Source organism: Actinomadura sp. NTSP31 (assembly GCF_041951385.1).
Taxonomy (GTDB): domain Bacteria; phylum Actinomycetota; class Actinomycetes; order Streptosporangiales; family Streptosporangiaceae; genus Spirillospora; species Spirillospora napierensis.
Genome location: NZ_JBGNUT010000001.1, coordinates 533,144 through 556,966, shown reverse-complemented (window position 1 = coordinate 556,966; position 23,823 = coordinate 533,144). Strand labels below are relative to the sequence as shown.

General features: G+C 72.7%; 8 protein-coding genes. All 8 read left to right on the top strand.

The annotated features are described in order from the left end of the window. Positions 1 to 29: 29 nt before the first annotated feature. The 8 genes from ACA514_RS02325 (at position 30) to ACA514_RS02290 (ending at position 23,788) form a co-directional block, all read left to right on the top strand. Positions 30 to 3,740 carry a glycosyl hydrolase gene (locus ACA514_RS02325; protein WP_375039277.1) on the top strand — a complete coding sequence of 1,237 codons (3,711 nt, stop codon included), beginning with the start codon at positions 30 to 32 and terminating at the stop codon, positions 3,738 to 3,740. Positions 3,741 to 3,779: 39 nt separating this feature from the next. Continuing rightward, positions 3,780 to 6,524 (top strand): family 78 glycoside hydrolase catalytic domain, encoded by a 2,745-nt coding sequence (locus ACA514_RS02320; protein ID WP_375039276.1) that lies wholly within the window; start codon positions 3,780 to 3,782, stop codon positions 6,522 to 6,524. An 11-nt stretch (positions 6,525 to 6,535) separates the two neighbouring features. Further along, the gene (locus tag ACA514_RS02315; RefSeq protein WP_375039275.1) at positions 6,536 to 9,727 is read left to right on the top strand and encodes a family 78 glycoside hydrolase catalytic domain; all 3,192 of its coding nucleotides are present in this window, start codon (positions 6,536 to 6,538) and stop codon (positions 9,725 to 9,727) included. 57 nt (positions 9,728 to 9,784) lie between these two features. Beyond that, a complete protein-coding gene (locus ACA514_RS02310; RefSeq protein WP_375039274.1) occupies positions 9,785 to 12,979 on the top strand; it encodes a family 78 glycoside hydrolase catalytic domain in 3,195 nt (1,064 codons plus the stop codon). 31 nt (positions 12,980 to 13,010) lie between these two features. Next, positions 13,011 to 15,968: a glycosyl hydrolase gene (locus tag ACA514_RS02305; RefSeq protein WP_375039273.1), complete on the top strand. Its 2,958-nt coding sequence runs from the start codon at positions 13,011 to 13,013 to the stop codon at positions 15,966 to 15,968. 100 nt (positions 15,969 to 16,068) lie between these two features. Then, the gene (locus tag ACA514_RS02300) at positions 16,069 to 18,108 is read left to right on the top strand and encodes a hypothetical protein (protein WP_375039272.1); all 2,040 of its coding nucleotides are present in this window, start codon (positions 16,069 to 16,071) and stop codon (positions 18,106 to 18,108) included. Further along, positions 18,105 to 20,630: a beta-L-arabinofuranosidase domain-containing protein gene (locus tag ACA514_RS02295; protein WP_375039271.1), complete on the top strand. Its 2,526-nt coding sequence runs from the start codon at positions 18,105 to 18,107 to the stop codon at positions 20,628 to 20,630. Before ACA514_RS02300 ends, ACA514_RS02295 begins: the two co-directional genes overlap by 4 nt. A 29-nt stretch (positions 20,631 to 20,659) precedes the next feature. Then, on the top strand, positions 20,660 to 23,788 hold the full coding sequence (locus ACA514_RS02290; RefSeq protein ID WP_375039270.1) for a family 78 glycoside hydrolase catalytic domain: 3,129 nt from the start codon (positions 20,660 to 20,662) through the stop codon (positions 23,786 to 23,788). Positions 23,789 to 23,823: the final 35 nt, after the last annotated feature.

Below are 23,823 nucleotides of genomic sequence, written 5' to 3'. Positions count from 1 at the left end.
GGCCGGCGGCCGGCCCTCGACGGAGGCCGGTGCGGCTCGCCGCCGTGCCGGTGGCGGCGCTGCTCGCCGCGTCCGGTCTCGCGGTCGCCGGGGCGGCGGAGGGCGCGGAGTCGTTCGGGCCGACCGTCCCGTCCCTGACCCGCGGCACCTTCGCCGACCCGCCCGCGTCCGTGCGGCCCAAGTACCGCTGGTGGCAGCCGCTGGCCCACACCGACGACAAGGAACTGGCCGCCGAGCTCGACCAGATCAAGAAGGCGGGCGGCGGCGGCGCCGAGGTCGCGCCGTTCAACGTCGAGGGCACCGGCAACAACACCCCCGAGTTCCTGAAGACCTACGGCTGGGGCACCCCGCTCTGGGCGCAGAAGACCCGGACGATGCTGGCCGCGGCGAAGGACAAGGGGCTCGGCCTGGACCTCACCATCGGCCCGCGCTGGCCCGCGACCGTCCCCACGGTCGACGACGTCAACGACCCCAGCGCCCAGCAGCAGATCGTCTTCTCCTACGAGTTCCACAAGGGCGGCACGAGCCGGTCCGGCGGGCTGCCGGCCAACTTCAACACCGCGCCGCCCGCCGGCGCGCAGAAGAAGCTCGTCGCCGCGCTCGTCGCCAAGTGCTCCGACGCGGGCTGCGACGCCTCGTCCAGCGCGCCGCGGATGCTGGATCGCTCCAGCGTCACCGACGTCACCGCCAAGGTGGACGCGCAGGGCGGCCTCGCGGTCGACTTCCCCGGCGACGACAAGAGCACGTACGCACTGATCGCCTTCTACCAGACGCCGAGCGGGCAGTCCCTGTCCGGCTACACCGCGACCGGCACCAACTACGCGCTCGACCCGTTCAGCGAGGCCGGCGCGAAGGCCACCACCGACTTCTACGACAAGAACATCCTCACCTCCGACGTGCGGAAGCTGCTCGCCCGGATGGGCGAGACCGATCTGTTCGAGGACTCGCTCGAACTCGGCACCACGCAGAAGTGGACGTCGGAACTGGTCGACCAGTGGACGAAGCTGCGCGGCTACTCGCCGATCGACGTGCTGCCCGCCCTCGCGGGCGCCGGTGACCAGGGCATCACCGACAAGCCGTTCTTCGACTTCGGCGGCGGCGCCGGAGCCCGCGTCCGCACCGACTACCGGCAGACGCTCAGCGACCTGTACATCCGCAACCGGCTCGACGTGCTGCGCGAATGGGCGCACAAGCACCACATCAAGACCCGCATCCAGCCGTACGGCATCCCGGTGGACGTCTCCGAGGCCGCCTCGCACATCGACGTGCCCGAGGGCGAGTCGCTGGCGTTCGGGCAGTCGGTCGGCGCCTACAGCAACGTGCAGGACTACCGGGTGGTCGCCACGGGCGCGCACCTGTCCGGGCAGCCGGTCGTGTCGGACGAGTGCTGCGCGTTCTCCGGCTCGGTGTGGGGCTCGACGGCGGGCGCCGGATCGGACGCCTCGAACCTCCAGGCCGTCTACCGCGGCTTCGCCGGCGGCGTGAACCAGCTCGTCTGGCACGGCTTCCCGTACCTGAGCCGCGGACCGGCGGGCGCCGGACCGCAGTCGGCCTGGCCCGGCATGACCTACGGCGGCAACACCTCCTACTCGGAGGCGTGGGGCGACAAGGGCGGCCCGAACTGGGCCGACTACCGCGCGATCAACGACAACATGGCCCGGATGCAGCTCGTGCTGCGGCAGGGAAAGCCCCGCTTCGACCTCGCCGTGTACTGGCAGGACTTCGGCATGAACGGGACCGGCACCACCGGTTCCGGGTCGAACAAGCTGGTCCAGGACTCCTCGGAGCTGGCGTCGAGCGGATACACCTACGAGTACCTCAGCCCGGCGCAGCTCCAGCGCAAGGACGCCTCCTACTCCCACGGCGCCCTGTTCGGCGACGGCTCCGCCTACCACGCGGTGCTGCTGAAGGACCAGAAGACGATGCCGCTGGCCGCCGCCGAGAAGCTGCTGACCCTGGCGCGCCAGGGCCTGCCCGTCGTGATCGTCGGGGACGTGCCGAGCACGGTGCCCGGCAACGGCGACGCCGCGCACCAGGACGGGCGGCTCACGTCCGTGATCTCGCAGCTGCTCCGGCAGCGGACCGTGGTGCGGGCGGCGAGCGAGGCGGACGCGCCGGACGCGCTGCGCCGCCTCCGCGTCACCCCGGCCGCGACGCCGCACGACGGCTCCGGCGCGATCCTCGACGTGCGCCGCCAGGCGGGCTCGACCGATTACTACTACCTCTACAACCAGACGAACACCACGACCGCGCAGACGGTCACCCTGACCGGCGACGGCGTCCCCTACAAGCTGGACACCTGGACCGGCAAGATCACCCCGATCACGGGCTACACGTCCGGGCACGGCACGGTCACCGTCCCCGTCCGGCTCGCCGGGAACGACGCCACCGTCATCGCGGTCACGCCGCGGCACGACGCCACGTTCCCCGGCCGTCCGGGCAAGACCGACCGGCCGGGCGGGCAGGGGACGGCGGCCGTCCCGCAGCCGGTGAAGCTGAACGAGTGGTCGCTGTCGGTGGACTCCTGGGGTCCAGGAGCGTCCGGCCTGCCCGGCGACACCGCGCACAAGACCCTCGGCCCCGTCACGGTGAAGGCCGGGGCGGGCGGCGCGCTGCCCGCCTGGTCGGCGATCACCACGGCCAACGGCTACCCGGTCGACCTCAAGGACGTGTCGGGCGTGGGCACCTACACCGCGCACGCCACCCTCGACGACGGCTGGAAGGGCATCGACGCCGCCGAACTCGACCTCGGGACGCCGGTGGACACCGTCCGCGTGAACGTCAACGGGCACGACCTGCCGCCGCTCGACCAGTCGGACCTGCGGCACGTCCAGGTCGGCCGGTACCTGCGGCCGGGCGACAACACGATCACCGTGCGGGTCGCCTCCACGCTGCTCAACGCGGTCCGCGTCGCGCCCGGCACCGGCGCGTCCGCGCGGACGCCGATGGACTACGGGCTGTTCGGCCCGCTCACCCTCACCGCGACCGGCGGCGACCGGCCGGTGCTGACCGCCGAGGCCCTCGAACCCGAGCTGCCGCTGGCGGACGGCGGCTACAACCGCGCGACCGTGCTGGTCACCAACGCCTCCGGCCGCGCGGCCAACGTGACGGTCGCGGCGTCGGGCGCCGACGGGATCACCGCCGCGCCGCAGCAGGGCAAGGTGACGGTCCCCGCCGGCGGCTCGGTGACGGTGCCCGTCGACGTGCGCGACAAGGGCGTCTCGTCCGGCACGAGCACGCTGAAGGTGACCGCGCGCAGCGACGCCGGACCGTCCGCCGAGACCGCGGTGATGCTGCGGCACTCCGGCGACCTGGCGCTCAACCCGGGCGGCGCGCCGTTCCCGCGGGTCGTCGCGGACGCCGGCCAGGACCGCTACCCGGCGAAGCTCGCCGTGGACGGCTCGGCGAGCACGTTCTGGGTCTCGTGGGGCCGCGCCGCAGGTCAAGGACCGACCGCGCAGAACCCGGTGCGGTTCGGGCTCGACCTCGGCGCGCCCGTCGAGATCGGCTCGGTCGTCGTGGGCGGGCGCTCCAACTACGGGCCGCGCGACTACGCCGTCCAGGTCTCCCAGGACGGCCGGACGTGGCGCACCGTCGCCACCGCCACCGACACGCCCAAGGAGGGCGGGACGACGGCCTTCGACAAGGTCAGCGCCCGGTACGTGCGCCTCGGCATCACGAGGAGCTGGGACTCCGTGGTCGCCAACGTGCAGATGAGCGGCTTCTCCGTACGGCCGTAGGGCCCGGAAGCCGAAGGAAACTACTGGAGGTTGCTCCTCATGATTCGCCGTGACAAGACCCGCTCCACCCGGTCCCGCGCCGTCATCGCCGCCGTGGCCGCGGTGACGTCGGCGGCCGTCGTCGGGTTGCCCGGCACCGCGCAGGCCGCGCTGAAGGCGGGGCACGCGCCCCAGTCCCCGATCGACCTCGCGGTCGGCGACCAGGCCCGGCCGCTCAGCGTGGAGGGCGCGCCGCAGTTCGGGTGGCGGCCCCGCGACGTGGACCCCGGCGAGGTCCAGTCCGCCTATGAGCTCGCCGTGCGCGACGCGTCCGGCAAGACCGTGTGGGACAGCGGCCAGGTGAAGTCGGCGAGCCAGGAGTACGTCCCGTACGCGGGGCCGGCCCTGGCGTCCGAGACGACCTACACCTGGAAGGTCCGCACCTGGGACCGCACCGGGAAGGCGTCGCCGTGGTCGCGGACCGCCTCGTTCGACACCGGGCTGAGCGACGACCAGTGGGGCGCGTCCTGGATCCGCCGCACCACCACCGAGTCCGACGACTACACCCTGGCCCGCAAGGACTTCGCCGTCGGCGCGTCGCCGGTCGTGCGGGCCCGCGTCCACATCGCCGCCGACCAGCAGTACGACCTGCGCCTCAACGGCGCGACCGTCGACCGGGGCCCGGCGTTCGAGTACGCCGACGACCTGTTCTACAAGACCGTCGACGTCACCTCGCAGCTCAAGGCGGGCCGCGACGCGACGCTCGGCGCGGTCTACCACTGGTACGGGTCCGGGCAGGGGCGGCCCAAGGGCGAGCCGGGGCTGCTCGTCCGGCTGGTCATCGACCACGCCGACGGCACCCGGCAGGTCGTCGTCAGCGACGGCACCTGGAAGGTGACGCGCGGCCCGTGGAAGACGGCGCCGCGCCGCAACGGCGACGGCGGCGACTGGGTGGAGGACGTCGACGGCGGCGCCGAGCCGCTCGGCTGGGACGAGCCCGGCTTCGACGCGTCGTCCTGGGCGGCCCCGCAGGTCGTCGGCGCGCACCCGACCTCGTCGTTCAAGCACGTCCACGGGCAGGAGACGTCGCTGGCGTACCAGACCGTCCACCCGGTGAAGGTGACGAAGCTGGCGTCGGGCGCGCTGGTCGCCGACTTCGGGAAGGTGATCCCGGCCGTGCCGGTCGTCCGGTTCCGCGACGGGACGGCCGGGCGGCACGTCGACATGCACGCCGGCTACCTGCTCGCCGACGACGGGACGGTGTCGCGGTCCAAGGACGACAACCAGGACACCGACCTCACCTACGGCTACACCCAGCGCGACGGCGACCAGACGTTCCGCGCCTTCACCTACGAGGGGTTCCGCTACTTCGAGGTCGGCCCGGACTCGGGCATCGACCCCGACGACATCTCCGCCGTCGTGCAGCACAACTCCGTCGACCGCACCGCGTCCGTCCGCACGTCCGACAAGGGAGTGAACGCCGCCTACGACATGATGGCGCGGTCGGCGCTGTACGGGTCGCAGTCGCAGTTCCTCGACACCCCGACCCGCGAGAAGGGCCAGTTCCTCGGCGACGCCGTCGACACCTCGACCGCCGCGATGGGCGCGTTCGGGGAGCGGCGGCTCACCCGGCAGGCGATCCGCGAGTTCATCGCCTCGCAGGCCCGCTACTGGCCGGACGGGCGGCTCAACTCCGTCTACCCGAACGGCGACGGCAAGCGCGACATCCCGGACTACACCGAGATGTTCCCGGGCTGGGTGTGGGACTACTACGAGCAGTCCGGCGACGCGACGACCCTCACGCAGGCGTACCCGGTGATGAACGCGGTCGCCGGATACGTCCGCCGCTACATCGACTCCGGGACGGGCCTCGTCACCAACCTCGAAGGCGGTTCCGGCCAGTACAAGTACGGCATCGTCGACTGGCCGGCGACGATGCGCTACGGCCACGACATGGACACCGCCGCCCGGACGGTCATCAACGTCCTCGGCGTCGACGTCCTGAACGCCACCGCCCGCGCCGCCGACGCCCTCGGCAAGACCGACGAGGCCGCCGCGCTGCGCAAGGAGGCCGGCACCCTCACCGGCAACATCAACGCCAAGCTCCGCCGCGCCGACGGCGTCTACATCGACGGCCTCAAGAGCGACGGGACGCAGAGCACCCACGCCTCGCAGATCGCGAACACGTACGCGCTCGCCTACGGGATCGCGCCCGCCGAATCGCGCGAGGCGATCGGCTCCTACGTCGCCGGGCTCGGCATGCAGATGGGCCCGATGACCGCGCACCGGCTGCTGCAGGCGCTCGCCGGCACCGGCCGCACAGGCGACGCCGTGACCCGCCTCACCGACACCGAGGGGCCGGGCTGGGGCAACATCCTCGCGCGCGGCGGCACCTTCACGTGGGAGTCGTGGGACGCGCCGGAGACCGGGCAGAGCTTCTCCCACCCGTGGGGCTCGACGTCCCTGGTGGACGTGCAGCAGTCCCTCCTCGGCGTCACGGTGACCGCCCCGGCGTCCGCGTCGGTCCGGATCCAGCCGCCGCTGTCCGGCCTGAGCGGCGCGACCGGCACGATCCCAGTCCAGCGCGGCGACGTCGGCGTCCAGTGGACCCGGCAGGGGAAGGGCGTCTCGCTCTCGGTGAACATTCCGGTCAACGTCACGGCCGAGATCCACGTCCCGGCGCGGTCGGCCCACGACGTCCACGTCTCCGGGCCGGGCGGCGCCCGCTTCGTCGGCATGAAGGACGGCTACGCGGTCTTCCAGGCGGGATCCGGCCGCCTCGCCTTCCGCTCCACCCACGCCTGAAGGGCCTTTCGATGGCGAATGAGCTGACCAGGAGACGCTTCGTGCAGGCGGGCGGGGTCGCGGCCGCCGCCGTGACCGCGGCCGGCGCGCTGCCGGCCGCGGCGGGCGCCGCGCCGGCGGCGCCCGCCCGCGCCCGGACGCTGACCCCCACCGACCTCCAGACCGCCCACCTGCGGTCGCCGCTCGGGATCGACGCGACGCGGCCGACGCTGAGCTGGCGGTTCGCCGCCGGGCCGCGCAACGCCTCGCAGACCGCGTACCAGGTCCGCGCGGCGAGCGCGGACGCCCGCCTGGACCGCCCCGACCTGTGGGACTCCGGCAAGGTCGCGGGCGGCGCGGTCTCCGCCGCCTACGCGGGCCGCGACCTCGGCTCGCGGCAGCGGGTGTCGTGGCAGGTCCGGGTGTGGGACGAGCGGGGCCGCGCGTCCGCGTGGAGCGAGCCCGCGCACTTCGAGACGGGCCTGCTCGCCGCGTCCGACTGGACGGCGCAGTGGATCGGGAACCCGGCGTGGTCCGACCCGGAGCCCACTCCGGCGGCGGTCGCGTTCCCCGCCCGCACCGCGCGGTACGTCCGGCTGAACGTGACGCGGCTCGGCCTCCCGATCAAGGAGGGCTGGCCGTACAAGGTGTCGCGGCTGCAGCTCGCCGAGGTGGAGGTGCGGGACGGCGCGTCCGGCGCCGACGTGGCGCTGCACGCGCCGGTGACGGCGTCGGAGAGCTACACCGTCGCGGGCCAGTGGGAGCCGAAGGCGGTCACGGACGGCTCGCTGACCAGCGATGCCGCGCCGTTCGGCTACACGAGCATGCAGTACCAGGACCAGGACCTCGCGAGTCCGATCTGGCTGCAGATCGACCTCGGCGAGGAGCGGCGGTTCGACCGGGTGCTGCTCTACCCGCGCACGGACACGATGACCGACGACGGGAAGACCGCCAACTTCCCCGAGGACTTCACCGTCCAGACCTCCAGCGACGGCAAGACGTTCGACACCGCCGCCACGGTCAAGGGGCAGCAGGCCCCGCCGCCGCTGCATGCCCAGCCCGAGGCGCTTCCGCTGTTCACGAAGGAGTTCGCCCTCGGCAAGCGCGTCCGGTCGGCGCGGCTGTACGCGACGGCGCTCGGCGTCCTCGACGTCACCGTCAACGGGCGGCCGGTGAGCGACGCCGTCCTCGAACCGCCGTACACCGCGTACAAGCAGCGCATCGTCTACTCGACCTACGACGTGACGCGGCTGCTGCGCCGGGGCGGGAACGCGATCCAGGCCGAGGTCGGGAACGGCATGGCGAACGTTCCCGCCACGCCGGGCCGCTACCAGAAGCTCACCCGCTCCGACGGCGGCCCCGCGTTCCTCGGCCAGCTCGAGATCACCTACACCGACGGGTCGCGCGAGGTCGTCGCATCGGACGCGTCATGGAAGACAGCGCTCGGCGCGACCACGTTCAGCAGCTGGTACGGCGGCGAGGACTTCGACGCCCGCCGCGTCCCGGCGGACTGGACGGCCGCCGTCCGCCGCGACGCGCCGACCGCGAAGCTCACCGCCCAGGCCGCCCCGCCCATCGAACGGGTCGGCACCTTCCGCACCCAGAAGATCACGAAGCCGAAGGACGGCGTGCACGTCGTCGACCTCGGGACGAACTTCGCCGGCTGGGCGCAGCTGCGGGTCAGCGGCCCGGCCGGGACGAAGGTGACGATGCGCCCCGGCGAGCTGCTCAACGACGACGGCACCGTCAGCCAGAACACCACCGGCTCGCCGATCTGGGACACCTACACGCTGTCCGGGAAGGGCACCGAGACCTGGCATCCCCGGTTCTGCTACCACGGCTTCCGGTACGTGCAGCTCGAAGGGCTGCCGTCCGCGCCGGACGACGGCACGGTCACCGGCATCGCGCTGCGCGCCGCCAACGCCACGGCGGGCTCGTTCACCAGCTCGCACGGCCTGCTCAACGACATCCACCGGATCATCGACCGGGCCGTGCAGAGCAACATGTACTCGGTCCTCACCGACTGCCCGCACCGCGAGAAGCTCGGCTGGCTGGAGCAGGCGAACCTGGTCTTCCCGGCCGTCGCCCGCAACTACGACGTGACCGCCTACTACGGCGCGATCGTCCGCGACATCGCCGAGGCGCAGACCGCCGACGGGCTCGTCCCCGACATCGCGCCCGAGTACACGGTGTTCTCCGGCGGTTTCCGGGACGACCCGAACTGGGGCAACGTCATCGTGTTCGCGCCCTGGCAGATGTACCGGGCGTACGGGGACGAGGCGACGCTCCGCACCTACTACCCGAACATGGTCCGCTACGTGGACTACCTGTCGTCCAAGGCGAAGGGGAACCTGCTCGACTACGGCCTCGGCGACTGGATCACCTTCGACAACAGCACCCCGCTCGGCGTGACGGCCACGTTCGGCTACCACCGGGCCGTCACGGCGCTGGCGTCGATCGCCAAGGTCGTCGGCAAGGACGACGACGCCGCGAAGTACACCAAGCTCGCCGGGGACATCGGCGACGCCTTCAACGGCAAGTACGCGACCGGCGACACCTACGGCTCCGGCAGCCAGGCGTGCGACGCGCTCGCCCTCGACATGGGGATCGTCCCCGCCGCGTCCAAGGACAAGGTCCTCGCCCACCTCGTGCAGAGCATCACCGACAAGGGCTACCACCTCACCGTCGGGGAGATCGCGCTGCCGTCGGTGTTCCGGGTGCTGTCGGCCGCCGGGCGCGACGACGTCATCCACGCCGTCGCCACCCAGACCGGCAACCCCAGCTACGGCTACCAGGTCGAGCACGGCGCGACGTCCCTGACGGAGAACTGGGACGGGCCCACGTCCGGCAACTCGCAGAACCACTTCATGCTCGGCGCGATCGACGAGTGGTTCCACGCCGGGCTCGCCGGGCTGTCGCAGACCGGCGACTCGATCGGCTACGCGTCCCTGCTCGTGCGGCCCGCCGTGGTCGGCGACGTCACCCGTGCCGCCGCGACGTACGAGACGCCGCGCGGGCGCGCCGCCGCTTCCTGGCGCCGCACCGGGAAGCGGCTCCGCCTCGACGCCACCGTCCCGCCCAACACGACGGCGCGCGTGGAGTTCCCGCTGTTCGGCGGCAAGACCCGGCCGACGGCGCCCAAGGACGCGAAATGGGTCGGCATCGAGAACGACCGGGCCGTCTTCCAGATCGGCTCGGGCGACTGGACCTTCGAAGGGGCCTGACAAATGAGCGAAGCGAACCGGGGGGTGCGGGGGGTCGTCCCCCCGCAAGGAGCCCGCATGAGCGACAACGGGCTGAGCCGGCGGCGGTTCCTCGGCGCGTCGGCGATCGGGGCGACCGGCGCGATCGTCCTCGGGCACGCCGGGACGGCCGCCGCCGCTGCGCCTGCCGGGAAGGGGGTCGCGGCGCGCACGCCGTCCGGGCTGCTGACCTCCCTCCTCCCGGACGGCCTCGGCGTCACGGCGGCGAGGCCGCGGTTGAGCTGGCAGGTCGCCGACCTCGGCCCCGGCACGAAGCAGACGCACTACCAGGTGCAGTTCGCCACGGCCCCGTCGCGGCTCGCCAAGGGCCCGTACCAGTGGGACAGCGGCCGGGTGGCGTCCGCCGCGTCGGTCGCCGTCCCGTACGGCGGGCCGCCGCTCGCGGCCGGGACGGCGTACTGGTGGCGGGTCCGGACGTTCGACGGCCACAAGGCGTCGCGCTGGTCGGAGCCGTCGCTGGTCGCGACCGGCCTGGACGGCTGGAAGGCCCGGCCGATCTGGGTTCCGGCCGCGACCGCGCCCGGCGACGGTGTGCTCAAGGCCCGGGTGCAGATCACGTCGGTCGCGGCGGGCCTGTGGTTCCGCGCGTCCTCGGCGAGCGCCAACTACCTGTGGCAGCTGCGCGCCGGATCGCCGGGCGTGCTGAAGAAGCACGTGTGCGTGAACGGGACGTACCGGGTGCTGGAGGAGAAGGCGCTCGGCGTCCCGATCGAGACGGGCCGCTGGTACGAGGTCACCGTCGAGATGAAGGGCTCGACGTTCACGACGTCGATCGACGGCACGGCCGTCGACACCACGACGGACGCGACGTACGCGACGGGCACCGTCGGGATGCGCAACGGCTCGACCGAGGCGAACCAGTGGGACGCCGTCACCTTCACCGCGCCCGACGGCAAGGCCCTCATCAGCGAGGACTTCACCGACGGCGCCGGCACGTTCACCGCCGGGACCGTCGCGGGCGGCGTCCTGACGCTCGGCAAGGGGCAGTCGACGCTGTCATCGGCGGGCGCCGCCGACGACAGTTGGGCGCTGCTGCGCACCGAGTTCACCCCGGCGCGCAAGCCGATCGCCGCAGCCGTCCTGCACGTCGCCGCGCAGTCGCCCACGCCGATCCGGCAGTACCCGGCGAAGATCTGGGTCAACGGCGAGGTCGCCGGGTTCGCGTCCCAGCGCGCCGGGGCGGGCGCGCCCCGCTACCACTCGTTCGACGTCACCGACCTGCTCGAACCCGGGCGGCGCAACGCGCTGGCCGCCCTCGCGTTCACCACCGAGGACAAGCGGTTCGTCGCGCAGCTCGCCGTCACCTACGCCGACGGGACCACCGCCACGTTCGCCAGCGGCGCGTCGTGGAAGGCACGGCGCCAGGCTGGCATGCTGCGGGACGCGGGCACGATCGGCTCGACCTTCTACCTCGGACCGCAGGAGTACTGGGACCTGCGCAACGAGCCGGCCGGCTGGACGAGCCCCGGCTTCGACGACTCCGACTGGGACGCCGCGCAGGTCAAGCCCGCGATCGACGGGCTGGTGCCGGCGCTGGTGGAGCCGGTCCGGCTGCATGACGTCCGGCCCGCGTCGGTGCGGAAGGTGTCCCCGGGCACCTGGCTCGTCGACCTCGGCAAGGAGATCGCGGGCGGGCTGCGGCTGTCGGTGCGCGGCAAGGCCGGGCAGACGATCGAGGTCCGGCTCGGCGAGGAGCTGAACGCCGACGGGACCGTGAAGTACGCGCTGCGCGCCGGCGTCACCTACAAGGAGGTCTGGACGCTGCGCGACGGCCGCCAGTCCGCCGAGCACTGGGGCTACCGCGGCTTCCGCTACGCGCAGCTGATCTGCGACGACGACCTCGACCTGTCGGACGCCGCCACCGGACGGGCCTGGCGCCTCGACTGGCGCGGCTCCGACGCCTCGTTCGCCAGCTCCAGCCCCGACCTCGACCGGGTCTACGAGATGTGCCGGTACTCGATCGAGGCCACGCGCGGCGACCTGTACATCGACACCCCGACCCGCGAGCGCGGCCCCTACGAGGGCGACGCGCTGATCAACCAGGCGTCGGAGTACGCGGTGCAGCGGTCGTTCGCGCTGGCCCGCGCGTCCGACTCCTACCTGGCCCGCAACCACACCTGGCCGACCGAGTACCGGCTGATGAACGTGATGTCGGCGTGGCGGGACTACCTGCACACCGGCGACCCCGAGCAGCTCGCCGCCGACTACGACCTCCTCGTCACCAAGCACCTGACGTCCTTCATCGGCGACGACGGCCTGGTCCACAAGAAGCCGGGATCGTCCAGCCAGGACCTCGGCGACCTGGTCGACTGGCCGGTGTCCAACCGCGACGGCTACGTGTTCACCGAGGTCAACACCGTCGTGAACGCCTGCCAGTACGCGGCGTTCACCGCGATGGCCGACATCGCGACCGTCCTCGGCAAGACGGCCGACGCGGCGATGTGGCGCAAGAAGGGGACGGCGCTCGCGGACGCGATGCGCAAGACGCTGCTGGACGCGTCGAACGGCCGGTTCGTGGACGGCGCCGGCACGACCCACAGCGCGCAGCACGCCACCGTGTTCCCGGTCGCGCTCGGCGTCGCCGGTCAGGGCACGGTGCCGGACGCGGTCGTCCAGGCGCTGGGGAAGACGCTCGCCGACGGCGGCATGAAGGTCAGCGTCTACGGCGCGCAGTTCCTGCTGGACGCGCTGTTCGCGACGGGCCGGGCCGGGGACGCGATCGGGCTGATGACCGCGACCGGCACGAACTCCTGGCTGCACCTCATGGACGACCTCGGCGCGACCATCGTCGGCGAGGCGTGGGACCCGTCTCTCAAGAGCAACATGACGTTCTCGCACGCCTGGGGTTCGGCGCCCGCGAACGTGATCCCCCGCCACGTGCTCGGCGTGGAGATCACCGCGCCGGGCGCCGCGGAGATCGAGGTGCGCCCGCGGCCCGGCGGCCTCACCCGGATCTCCGGCACCGTGCCGACGATCCGCGGCCCCGTCGCCGTCGCGCTCGACCGAGCGAAGGGCTACCGCCTCGACTTGGACGTGCCGCCGAACACCGCGGCCCGCGTCGTCGTGGAACTCGGCGGCACCGACCCCCGGGACGTCCGCGTCACCGGGCCCAACGCCCGCGCCCCCCGCGCCACGAGCCGGGACGCGACCGGACCGCTGCTCACGATCGGCCCGGTCGGCTCCGGCCGCACCACCGTGATCGCGCGCACCTGACCCGCGCGATCGATTCAGGAGGAAGACGACAGTGAACGACGACCGTAACGAGCCGGGACCGCGCGGGCTGACCCGCCGGCGCGTGCTGCAGATCGGCACCGCCGCCGCCGTGGTGGCGGCCGCGGCCCCGGCGCTCGGGGGAGAGGCGGTCGCCGAAGCGGCGGCCCGCCCGGGCGCGGCCGGGTTCGCGCGGCCCGGCGCGGCCGTGCGGCCGAGGTTCCGCTGGTGGTGGCCGGACGGGCTGGTCGACCCCGCCGAGATCCGCCGCGAGATCGACCAGATGGCCGACGCCGGGTTCGGCGGCGGTGAGATCTCCGCCGTGCACCACAGCATCAAGGACGCGTCCGTCCTGGACCCGCAGGGCCACGGCTGGGGGACGGCGGCATGGGTCGCCGGCGTCGAGGCCGCCCTGGACCAGGCCGCCCGCCGCGGCCTGACCGTCGACCTGACGATCGGCCCGGCCTGGCCCGCCGCCCTGCCGACGATCACGCCGGACGACGCCGCCGCCGTCCAGGAACTGGCCTACGGGGCGGTGACGGTCGCGGGCGGCGCGACGCACGACGGCCCGGTGCCCGAGCCGGTCGCGGCGGCGGCGAAGGGCGTGACGAAGCGGGACCTCGTCGCCGTCCACGCCGTGAGGATCGACACCGCGAACGCCACCCGAAAGGAGACCGGGCTCGACTTCGCCTCGTTCACCGACCTCACCGCGAAGGCGGTGGACGGCCGGATCACCTGGACGGCCCCGGACGGCGGCGACTGGGTGCTGCTCTCCTACTGGCGGCGCGGCAGCGGCCAGCAGCCCGAGGGCGGCCCGCACACCAGCCCCGAGTCCTACGTCGTCGACCACTTCAGCAGGGCGGGCACCCGCGCGGTCACCGCGTTCTGGGAGGCGCGGCTGCTCACCCCGCGCGTCCGCAAGCTGATCGGGGAGGCCGGCGGGACGCTGTTCGAGGACTCGATCGAGCTGGAGACGCCGGCCCTCAACTGGACGCCCGACCTGCCCGCCGAGTTCAAGCGGCGGCGCGGCTACGACCTGATGCCCTACCTGCCGGTGATCGTCCTGAACAAGGAGAACACCGTCTACGCCTACGACGCCGCGCGCACCGCGCACGCCCGGCACGACTTCTGGCTGACGATCTCCGACCTGCTGAACGAGTACCACTTCGAGGCGCTGCGGACGTGGGCGCACTCGATCGGGCTGGAACTGCGCGCCCAGCCGTACGGGCTGTCGACGGACGCGATCCGGTCGGCGGCGATCCTGGACGTCCCCGAGGGCGAGTCGCTCGGGTTCAAGAACCTGGACGACTACCGCGCGCTCGCCGGAGGCCGCGACATGGCGGGCCGGGAGCTGCTGTCCTGCGAGGCCGGCGCCTACCAGGGCGGCGCGTACAACACCACGTGGGACAAGCTGCTGCGCACCATGGGCGGCGCCTACGCGGCCGGCCTCAACCAGACGGTCTTCCACGGGTTCTCCTATGCGACCGCGCCCGGCGCGGCCTGGCCCGGCTTCGCGGCGTTCACCCCGTACAACGGCGGCATCGGGTTCGCCGAGTCGTGGGGGCCGCGCCAGCCGACCTGGCGGCACGTCCCCGACATCGCCGCGTACCTCGGGCGCGTCCACCAGGCGATGCGCGCCGGCACGAGCCGCATCGACGTCGCGGTGTTCCGGCAGAAGGGGTACACCAAGACCGGCATCGGCGTCGGCTGGTTCACCAAGTACGGCGTCCCGCTCGGCTGGACGCACCAGATGATCAGCGCGCCGCTGCTGGACCTGCCGTCGGCGAAGGTCCGCGGCGGGCGGCTCGCCCCCGACGGCCCCGCCTACCAGGCGCTGTTCGTCGAGGGCGACCGCTTCAACGGCAACGAGTGCACGCTTCCGCTCGCCAGCGCCCGCACGATGCTGAAGCTCGCCAAGGCGGGCCTGCCGCTGGTGTTCCTCGGCGACTGGTCGGCCGCGACGGTCCCGGGCATCGCGAGGGACGGAGAGAACGACGCCCTCCGCGCCGTCCTCAAGGAGATGTTCGCGCTACCACGCGTGAAGGTCGTCGCGGCGGAGACCGACGTGGCGGGCGCGCTCGACGCGCTCGGCCTGCGCCCCGAGGTGAGCTACGCGGCGAGCTCCACGCTGCTCAACGCCCACCGGCGGGACGGCCGCGTCGACTACTTCTACCTGTGCAACGGCAAGCACGCCGAGACGGTGAAGCCGCCGGTCGCCGCGATCGACCACGAGGTCACCTTCACCCGCGCCGACCGCAAGGCCGTCCCGTACCGGCTGGACCTGTGGACGGGCGAGACCGAGCCCATCGCCGTCTACAAGGAGGACGGCGACGGCGTGACGGTCCGCGTCGCGCTCCAGCCGTCGGAAGCCACCGTGATCATGCTGGCGCGCGGCGGGCACCACCCGTCCGCCACCGCCTCGCAGGCCGAGGTCCGGGTGGACGGGCAGAAGCTCGTCGCCCGCGCCACCACCGCCGGCACCTACGCCACGACCCTGGCGGGCGGGCGCACGGTCACGACGACGATCGGCGCCGTCCCCGCCGCGCAGACCCTCACGACCTGGCGGCTGAGCGTCGAGGACATCACCCCGGACGGCACGAAGCGCCACGACCTGACGCTCGACGCCCTGAAGGCCTGGCCCGACATCCCCGAACTCGCGGACGTCTCCGGCATCGGCACCTACACCACCACGGTGACCTGGGACGGCGGCGCCGGCGCCGTCCTGGAGCTGGGCGAGGTCTTCGACACCTGCCGGGTGTCGGTGAACGGCCGGCGCGTCCCGCCGGTCAGCGTGCTGTACCCGACCGTGGACATCGGCCCCTACCTGCGGCGCGGCACCAACACCATCGAGGTCGAGGTCGCGACGACGCTGAACAACCGGCTGCGGGTGTCCGATCCGGCCGTCTACGGCGGGGCGTCGCGCCAGGCCTACGGGCTGATCGGGCCGGTCCGGCTCGTCCCGTACGGCGAGGCGGCGGTCCCCGCCCGCTGAGCCGGCCCCGAGAACGAGTGCGGGAGGGCGTTGGCCCGCCCTCCCGCACGTGAATCCCCTTCAACCCCGTCCTGCTCACGGAACGGAATCCGAGGAATCCATGCACCACAGCGTATCCAGGCGGCGCATCGCCGCTCTGACCTTGGGAATGTCCGCCCTGCTGGCGGCGCAGGCCGTCCCGGCCTCGGCGGCCCCCGGCCAGGGGAGCGGCCACGGCTCGGCGCCGTGGAAGCGGTACAACCTGTCGCCGTCGTCCCGGACGGTCCGCCCCGTCGCCGTCTACAACACCAGCGGCGCCGTCAAGAACCCGGACGCCGTCCTCAAGGGGCACAAGACCACCCTCAGCGGCGCCGGTTCGTACGTCACGCTCGACTTCGGCAAGGAGGTCGGCGGCCTCACCACCCTGCACTTCGCCGGATCGGACGGCGCCCAGCAGGTCGGGCTGGCGTTCAACGAGTCGTCCGCCTACGTCGCCACCGACAGCGACGCCTCCACCGGCGGGCCGCGCAGCCGCGACGGCGCCCTCACCGCCGACGTGGACGGCCGCACGGCCTACACCACGCCCGAGAAGTACCTGCGCGGCGGCTTCCGCTACCTGACGATCTTCATGCGGTCGGGCGGCAGCGTCGACCTGGACGGGGTGTCGCTGTACTACACGCCCGCGCCGCAGGTGAAGGACCCGTCGAAGTACGCGAACTACTTCTACTCCAGCGACGACCTGCTGAACCGGATCTGGTACGCGGGCGCCTACACCGTCCAGCTGAACACGATCTCGCCGAAGACCGGCCGCGTCTGGGAGGCGCCGGCGCAGCTGTGGGACAACACCGGCGACATCGGCTCCGGCACGTCCATCCTCGTGGACGGCGCCAAGCGCGACCGGACGGTCTGGCCCGGCGACCTCGGCGTCGAGATCCCGAGCGCGTACGCGGCGTTCGACGACACAGCGTCCGCGCGCAACTCGCTCGACGTCATCTACCAGCACCAGCGCGACACCGGCGAGCTGCCGTACGCCGGCCCCGAGCTGAACAAGTACGGCTCGGACACCTACCACCTGTGGACCCTCGCCGCGAGCTGGGACTACTACAAGTACACCGGCGACGCGCGCTGGGTCTCCGGGATCTGGGACCGGTACAAGAAGGCCGTCGGCTACACCTCCGCGAAGGTGGACGCCAAGGGCCTGCTGTCGATCACCGGGACGTCCGACTCCGTCCGGATCCTGGCCAAGGGCGAGAACCTCATCGCGAACGTGCTGCTGTGGCGCGTCCTCGACACCGGGTCGCAGCTCGCCCGCACCCAGGGCGACGCCGACCTCGCGGCGTCGTACGCGCAGCGCGCCGCCGCGCTGCGCACCGCCATCAACGCCAACTTCTGGGACGACGCCGCCGGCGCGTACAAGTTCTACCCGGACAGCGCCGTCCACCCGCAGGACGGCAACTCGCTCGCCGTCTGGTACGGCCTCGCCGACCAGGAGCAGGCCCGCCGCATCAGCACCGAGCTGAAGGGCAACTGGAACGAGGTCGCCTCCACCGCGCCCGAGAACAAGGGCAACCCGGGCGTCTTCTCCGGGTCGATGGAGGTCAACGCGCACTTCGCCGCCGGAGGCCAGGCCGCCGACCAGGCCGGGGTCGACATCATCCGGCGCGAGTGGGGCTACATGCTGAGCAACCCGCAGGGCACCGGCAGCACCTTCTGGGAGTCGTACCGCAACCCCGGCGACGGCTGCGTCTTCTGCAGCGCGTACACCAGCCTCGCGCACGCGTGGGCGACCGGCCCCGTCACCGCGCTGACCTTCGGGGTCCTCGGGCTGAACCCGACCGGGACGGGCGGGCGGTCGTTCGACTTCGTCCCGCACACCGCCGACCTGACCTTCGCCCAGGGCCGCATCACCACGACGCTCGGCGCCGTCGACGGTTCCTGGAAGGTCTCCAAGGGCGCCTACACCGCGAAGCTGAAGGCGCCGCGCGCCGCGACGGGACGCGCCGGCGTGCCCACGTTCGGGCAGCGGATCAAGGTCCGGGTCGACGGGCACCTCGTCTGGGACGGCACCCGCGCGCTGATGAACGGCGTCCGCACCGACGGCGAGTACGTCTACGTCGAGGGCCTGCACGGGAACCACACCCTCCGGAGCGAGCGGGCATGACCGGTGCCCTGAACCGCAGGGCGTTCCTCGGCACGGCGGGCGCCGCTTCGGCGGCGCTCGCCCTCCCCGCCCTGCCCGCGCCGCCCGCCCGCGCCGGGACCGTCCGCGTCTCGCCGAAGCCGGTGCTGGCGCCGTTCCCGCTGTCGGACGTCACGCTGCTGGACGGCCCGTTCCGCGCGAACATGACCCGGACCTGCGACTACCTGAAGTTCGTCGACGCCGACCGGCTCCTGCACACCTTCCGGCTGAACGTGGGGCTGCCGTCGTCGGCGCAGCCGTGCGGCGGCTGGGAGGCGCCGGACGTCCAGCTGCGCGGCCACTCCACCGGGCACCTGCTGTCGGCGCTGGCCCAGGCGCACGCGAACACCGGCGACGACGCGTACGCGGCGAAGGCCCGGTACATCGTCGGTGAGCTGGCGAAGTGCCAGGCGGCGTCGCCCTCGGCCGGGTTCGGCGCCGGATACCTGTCGGCGTTCGAGGAGACGGTCTTCGACCAGCTGGAGGCGGGCGGCCACCCCTGGGCGCCGTACTACACCCTCCACAAGATCATGGCCGGGCTGCTCGACCAGTACCGGCTCAGCGGCAACGCGCAGGCGATGACCGTGCTCAAGGGCATGGCCTCGTGGGCCGGCGCGCGCACCGCCAGGCTGACCACCGACCAGATGCAGAAGGCACTGGGCGTCGAGTTCGGCGGCATGAACGACGTGCTCGCCGAGCTGTACCAGGTCACCGGCGACCCCGAGCACCTGGCGACGGCCCGCCGCTTCGACCACGAGGACGTCTACGGCCCCTTCGCCGAGCGCCGCGACGCCCTCGACGGCCTGCACGCCAACACCCAGATCCCCAAGATCGTCGGCGCGGTGCGCGAGTACGAGGCGACCGGCGAGACCCGCTACCACGACATCGCCGCCTACTTCTGGGACACGGTCGTCCACCGCCATTCCTACGTGATCGGCGGGAACAGCAACAACGAGCTGTTCGGCCCGCCCGGCGAGATCGTCAGCCGGCTCGGGTCCGACACCTGCGAGAACTGCAACTCCTACAACATGCTGAAGCTCTCGCGGCTGCTGTTCCTGCACGACCCGTCCGAGTCCGCCTACATGGACTACTACGAGTGGACGCTGCTCAACCAGATGCTCGGCGAGCAGGACCCCGACTCCGAGCACGGCTTCGTCACCTACTACACCGGCCTGTGGCCCGGCTCGCAGCGCGAGGTCAAGGGCGGCCTGAAGGCGGCGCCGGGCAGCTACAGCTCCGACTACGACAATTTCTCCTGCGACCACGGAACGGGAATGGAGACGGCGACGAAATTCGCCGACAGCGTCTACTTCCATTCCGGTGACGACCTCTACGTCAACCTGTTCATCCCGTCCGAGGTGACCTGGAAGGAGCGCGGGATCGGGATCCGGCAGGAGACCGGATACCCGCACTCCGACCGGATCCGGCTGGCCGTGACCTCCGGATCGTCCCGGTTCACGCTGAAGATCCGGGTGCCCGGCTGGCTGGACGCGCGGGGCGCGCGGCCCCGGATCCGGGTGAACGGCGCCGCCGTCCCGGTGGCGGCCCGTCCGGGCTCGTACGCGGCGATCGAGCGGCACTGGAAGCGCGGCGACACCGTCGAGGTCGCGATGCCGATGGCGCCCGTCTGGCGGAAGGCGCCCGACAACCCGTGCGTGCAGGCCGTCACCGTCGGCCCGGTCGTGCTGGCGGGGGAGTACGGCGACCGGACGCTCAACGCGTTCCCGGCGATCGACCCGCGCTCGCTGCGCGCCGACCGGCGGACCCCGCTGGCCTACACCGCGTCGGCGGACGGCGCGCCCGTGAAGCTGAAGCCGTTCGCCGAGGTCCAGCACGAGCACTACACCGTCTACTGGGCGACGCCCGCGCCGCGCAGCAAGCCGGCGCTGCTGGCCCACTTCCCGCTCACCGGACGGAGCCTGGCCGACGCGACGGGCCGCTGGCCGGACGCGTCGCTGGTCTCCGGCGCCTCGTGGGCGGACGACGGCGCCGCGGTCGTGCTCGACGGGACGGGCGGCCACGTCGCGCTGCCCGCCGGCCTGCTCGCCGGGCTCGACGCGCTGACCGTCTCGCTGTGGGTGAACCTCGACACCGTCGCCAACAACACGCGGGTGTTCGACCTCGGCTTCAACAAGACGACGTACTTCGCCGTCATCGCCCGGACCGGGTCGGGCACGGCCCGGTTCACCATGAAGATCACCGGCATGGACGGCGAGGACCACGCCGACGCGGCGTCCGCGCTCCCGGCCGGCGCCTGGACCCACCTCGCCGTCACGGCCGGGGGCGGATCGGCCGTCCTGTACGTCGACGGAGTTCCGGCCGGACGCAACGACGCCCTCGTCATGAGCCCGCTCGCCCTCGGCGCCACCACGCACAACCTCCTCGGCCGCTCCCAGGACACCCGCAACCCGGCCGTGGACGGCCAGGTCACCGGCTTCCGCCTGCACAACCACGTCCTGACGGCGTCCGAGATCGCGGACCTGCACGCCCAGGGCCGTTCCTGAACGCTCAGACCTCCCTAGGAGAATCCCCCTTGCGCAAGCCGATCCGCGGCCTCGCGGCCGCAGCGGTGACGGTCATCCTGCCGCTGACCCTCCTCGTCCCGCCCGCGCACGCCGACGCCCGCGCGGCCGTCACCGGCCTGCGGGCCGACGACCTGGCGGAGGCGCTCGGCATCGACGACACCACCCCGCCCCTCACCTGGCGGCTCGGCGGCGGCCGGGACACGGCGCAGGCCGCCTACCAGATCCAGGCCGCCACCAGCGAGAAGGCGCTGCACCGCGGCCGCCCCGACCTGTGGGACTCCGGCCGCGTCGCCTCCGCCGCCCAGCGCGCCGACTACGCCGGCAAGGAGCTCGGCAGCCGCACCCGCGTGTACTGGCGCGTCCGCGTGTGGACGGGCCCGAAGGCGTCCGGCTGGTCGTCGCCGTCCTGGTTCGAGACCGGCCTCACCGCCCAGGGCGACTGGCGGGGCCGCTGGATCGGCCAGAAGGACTGGCAGACCAGCACCAAGAAGCCCGACCCGATCGTGGTGAAGCTGCCGAAGACCACCGCCCGCTACGTCCGCCTCGACGTCACCAGGCTCGGCCTGCCCCTGGTCGAGCAGGTGCCGGGCGAGACGTACCGGCTGCAGCTCGCCGAACTGGAGGTCCGCGACTCCGGCGCCCCCGGCACGAACCTGGCCTCGGGCAGGATCGTCACCGCGTCCGACAACGGCGGCAACGTCAACCGCAAGTGGGGCACCCGCTACCTCACCGACGGGACGGAGACGACGAACCAGGAGTTCGCCGGATGGTCCAGCTCCGCCTTCACCAGGGCGGACGTCTCGGACAAGCCGCTGACGCTGACGGTCGACCTCAAGGAGGCCAGGGCGTTCGACGAGGTCCTCCTCTTCCCGCGCACCGACCAGCCCGCCGCAGGCGGCAAGGTCCCGTACGCGCCGGCCGACTTCACCGTCGGCACGTCCGACGCCGCCGACGGCACGTTCGAGAACAGGGCGTCCGTCACCGGGCAGGCGCCGCCGGAGTCGCCGGTCCCCGAAGCGCTGCCGATCTTCGCCAAGGACTTCTCGCTGCCGCGCGGCGTCCGCGACGCCCGCCTCTACGTCGCCGGCCTCGGCGTCTACGAGGCGCGGCTGAACGGCCGCCGCATCGGCGACGCCGAGCTCGAACCCGCCAACACCGCCTACGCCGAACGCGTCCAGTACGCCACCTACGACGTCACGAAGATGCTGCGGACCGGCGGCAACACGCTCGGCGTCGAACTCGGCAACGGCAACGCCAACGTGATCTCGACCCCCGACCGGTACCGCAAGTTCTCCGGCACGATCAGCGACCCCAAGCTGATGGCGCAGCTGGAGGTCACCCTCGCCAACGGCCAGGTCGTGCGGGTGTCCAGCGACGGGACGTGGAAGACCGTCCTCGGGCCCGTCACCTCCTCCAACTGGTACGGCGGCGAGGACCACGACGCCCGCCGCGAACGGCCCGGCTGGGACCGGCCCGGCGCGTCCCGCTCCGGCTGGGAGCAGGCCGTCCAGGTCGCCGCGCCCGGCGCGCTCAGCGGGCGCGCGGCCGAACCCGTCCGCGTCGTCGAGACCCTGCCCGGCGAGCAGGTCGGCTCCGGCGACGGCTACCGGGTGTTCGACGTCGGCCGGGTCGTCGCCGGACGCCCCGAGATCACCGTGACCGCGCCCGCCGGCACCGCCGTGCGCGTCTACCCGTCCGAGAGCCTCAAGGACGGCCGCGCCGACCAGTCGATCAGCAACGTCGGCACGCCGATCTGGGACCAGTACACGACCCGCACCTCCGGCGCCGAGACCTGGCACCCGCAGTTCTCCTACCACTCGTTCCGGTACCTGGACGTGCGCGGGCTGCCCGCCGGCGCGACGATCACCGTCCGCGGGCAGGTGCTGCGCAACGACACCGCCTCCGCGGGCACGTTCAGCTCGTCGAACGAGCTCATCGACGGCGTCCACGGCCTCGTCCGGCGCGCCATCGAGAACAACATGCAGAGCATCCTCACCGACTGCCCGAGCCGTGAGAAGCTCGGCTGGCTCGAACAGGACCACCTCGTCGGCGACGCCCTCGCCGCCAACTACGACGTGCACGCGCTGCTGCGCAAGGTCGTCCAGGACATGGCGGACGCGCAGACCGACGCCGGGCTCATCCCGTCCACCGTGCCGGACTACACCGTCCTCGCCGGCGCCTACCGCGACGACCCCAACTGGGGCGGCGCGTTCGTCGTCGTCCCGTGGCAGCTGTACCAGAACTACGGCGACACCGAGACGATGCGGACCTACTACGCGCAGATGAAGAAGTACTCCGCGTACCTGGAGGCCCGCGCGGCCGACGGGCTGACCGACTACAGCCTCGGCGACTGGTTCACCCCCGACCGGACCTTCCCGAAGATGGTGTCGGGCACCTACGGCTACTGGCGCGTCAACGACACCCTCGCCAGGATCGCCGGCGTCCTCGGCAACACGGCCGACGCCGCCGCCTACAAGGCCAAGGCGGACCAGAGCGTCAAGTCGCTGACCGCCAAGTACTACGACGCCTCCACCGGCACCTTCGCGGGCGGCGGCCAGGGCGCCGAGGCGCTCGCCCTCGACATGGGCGCGGTGCCCTCGTCCGACCGGCAGAAGCTGCTCGACCACCTGGTCACCACCGTGAAGAACGCCGGCTACCACCTGCAGCTGGGCGAGATCTCGCTGCCGTCGGCGTTCCGCGTCCTGCCCGACGACGTCGTCTACCAGATCGCCACGCGGACCGACAGCCCGAGCTACGGCTACCAGGTCGTGCACGGCAACACCGCGCTCGGCGAGTCCTGGGACGGCGGCAGCGGCCAGTCGCAGGACCACTTCATGCTCGGCTCGATCGACTCGTGGTTCACCTCCCGCCTCGCCGGCCTCCAGCAGGCCGCCGGCTCGACCGGCTACCGGAACCTGGTCATCGACCCGGCCATCGTCGGCGACCTGACCCGCGCCTCCGCGACCCGGCAGACCCCGTACGGAGAGGTCCGCACGTCCTGGACGCGCGACGGCGGCAAGGTCACCCTCACCGTCACCGTCCCGGCGGGCGGCACCGCCGAGGTCCACGTCCCCGGCGCCGCCGAGCCCACCACGGTCGGCTCCGGCACCTGGACCTTCCACGGCACCACCACCTGACGGCCCGGGCCCGTCCTCCGCTCACCGCCCGGAGG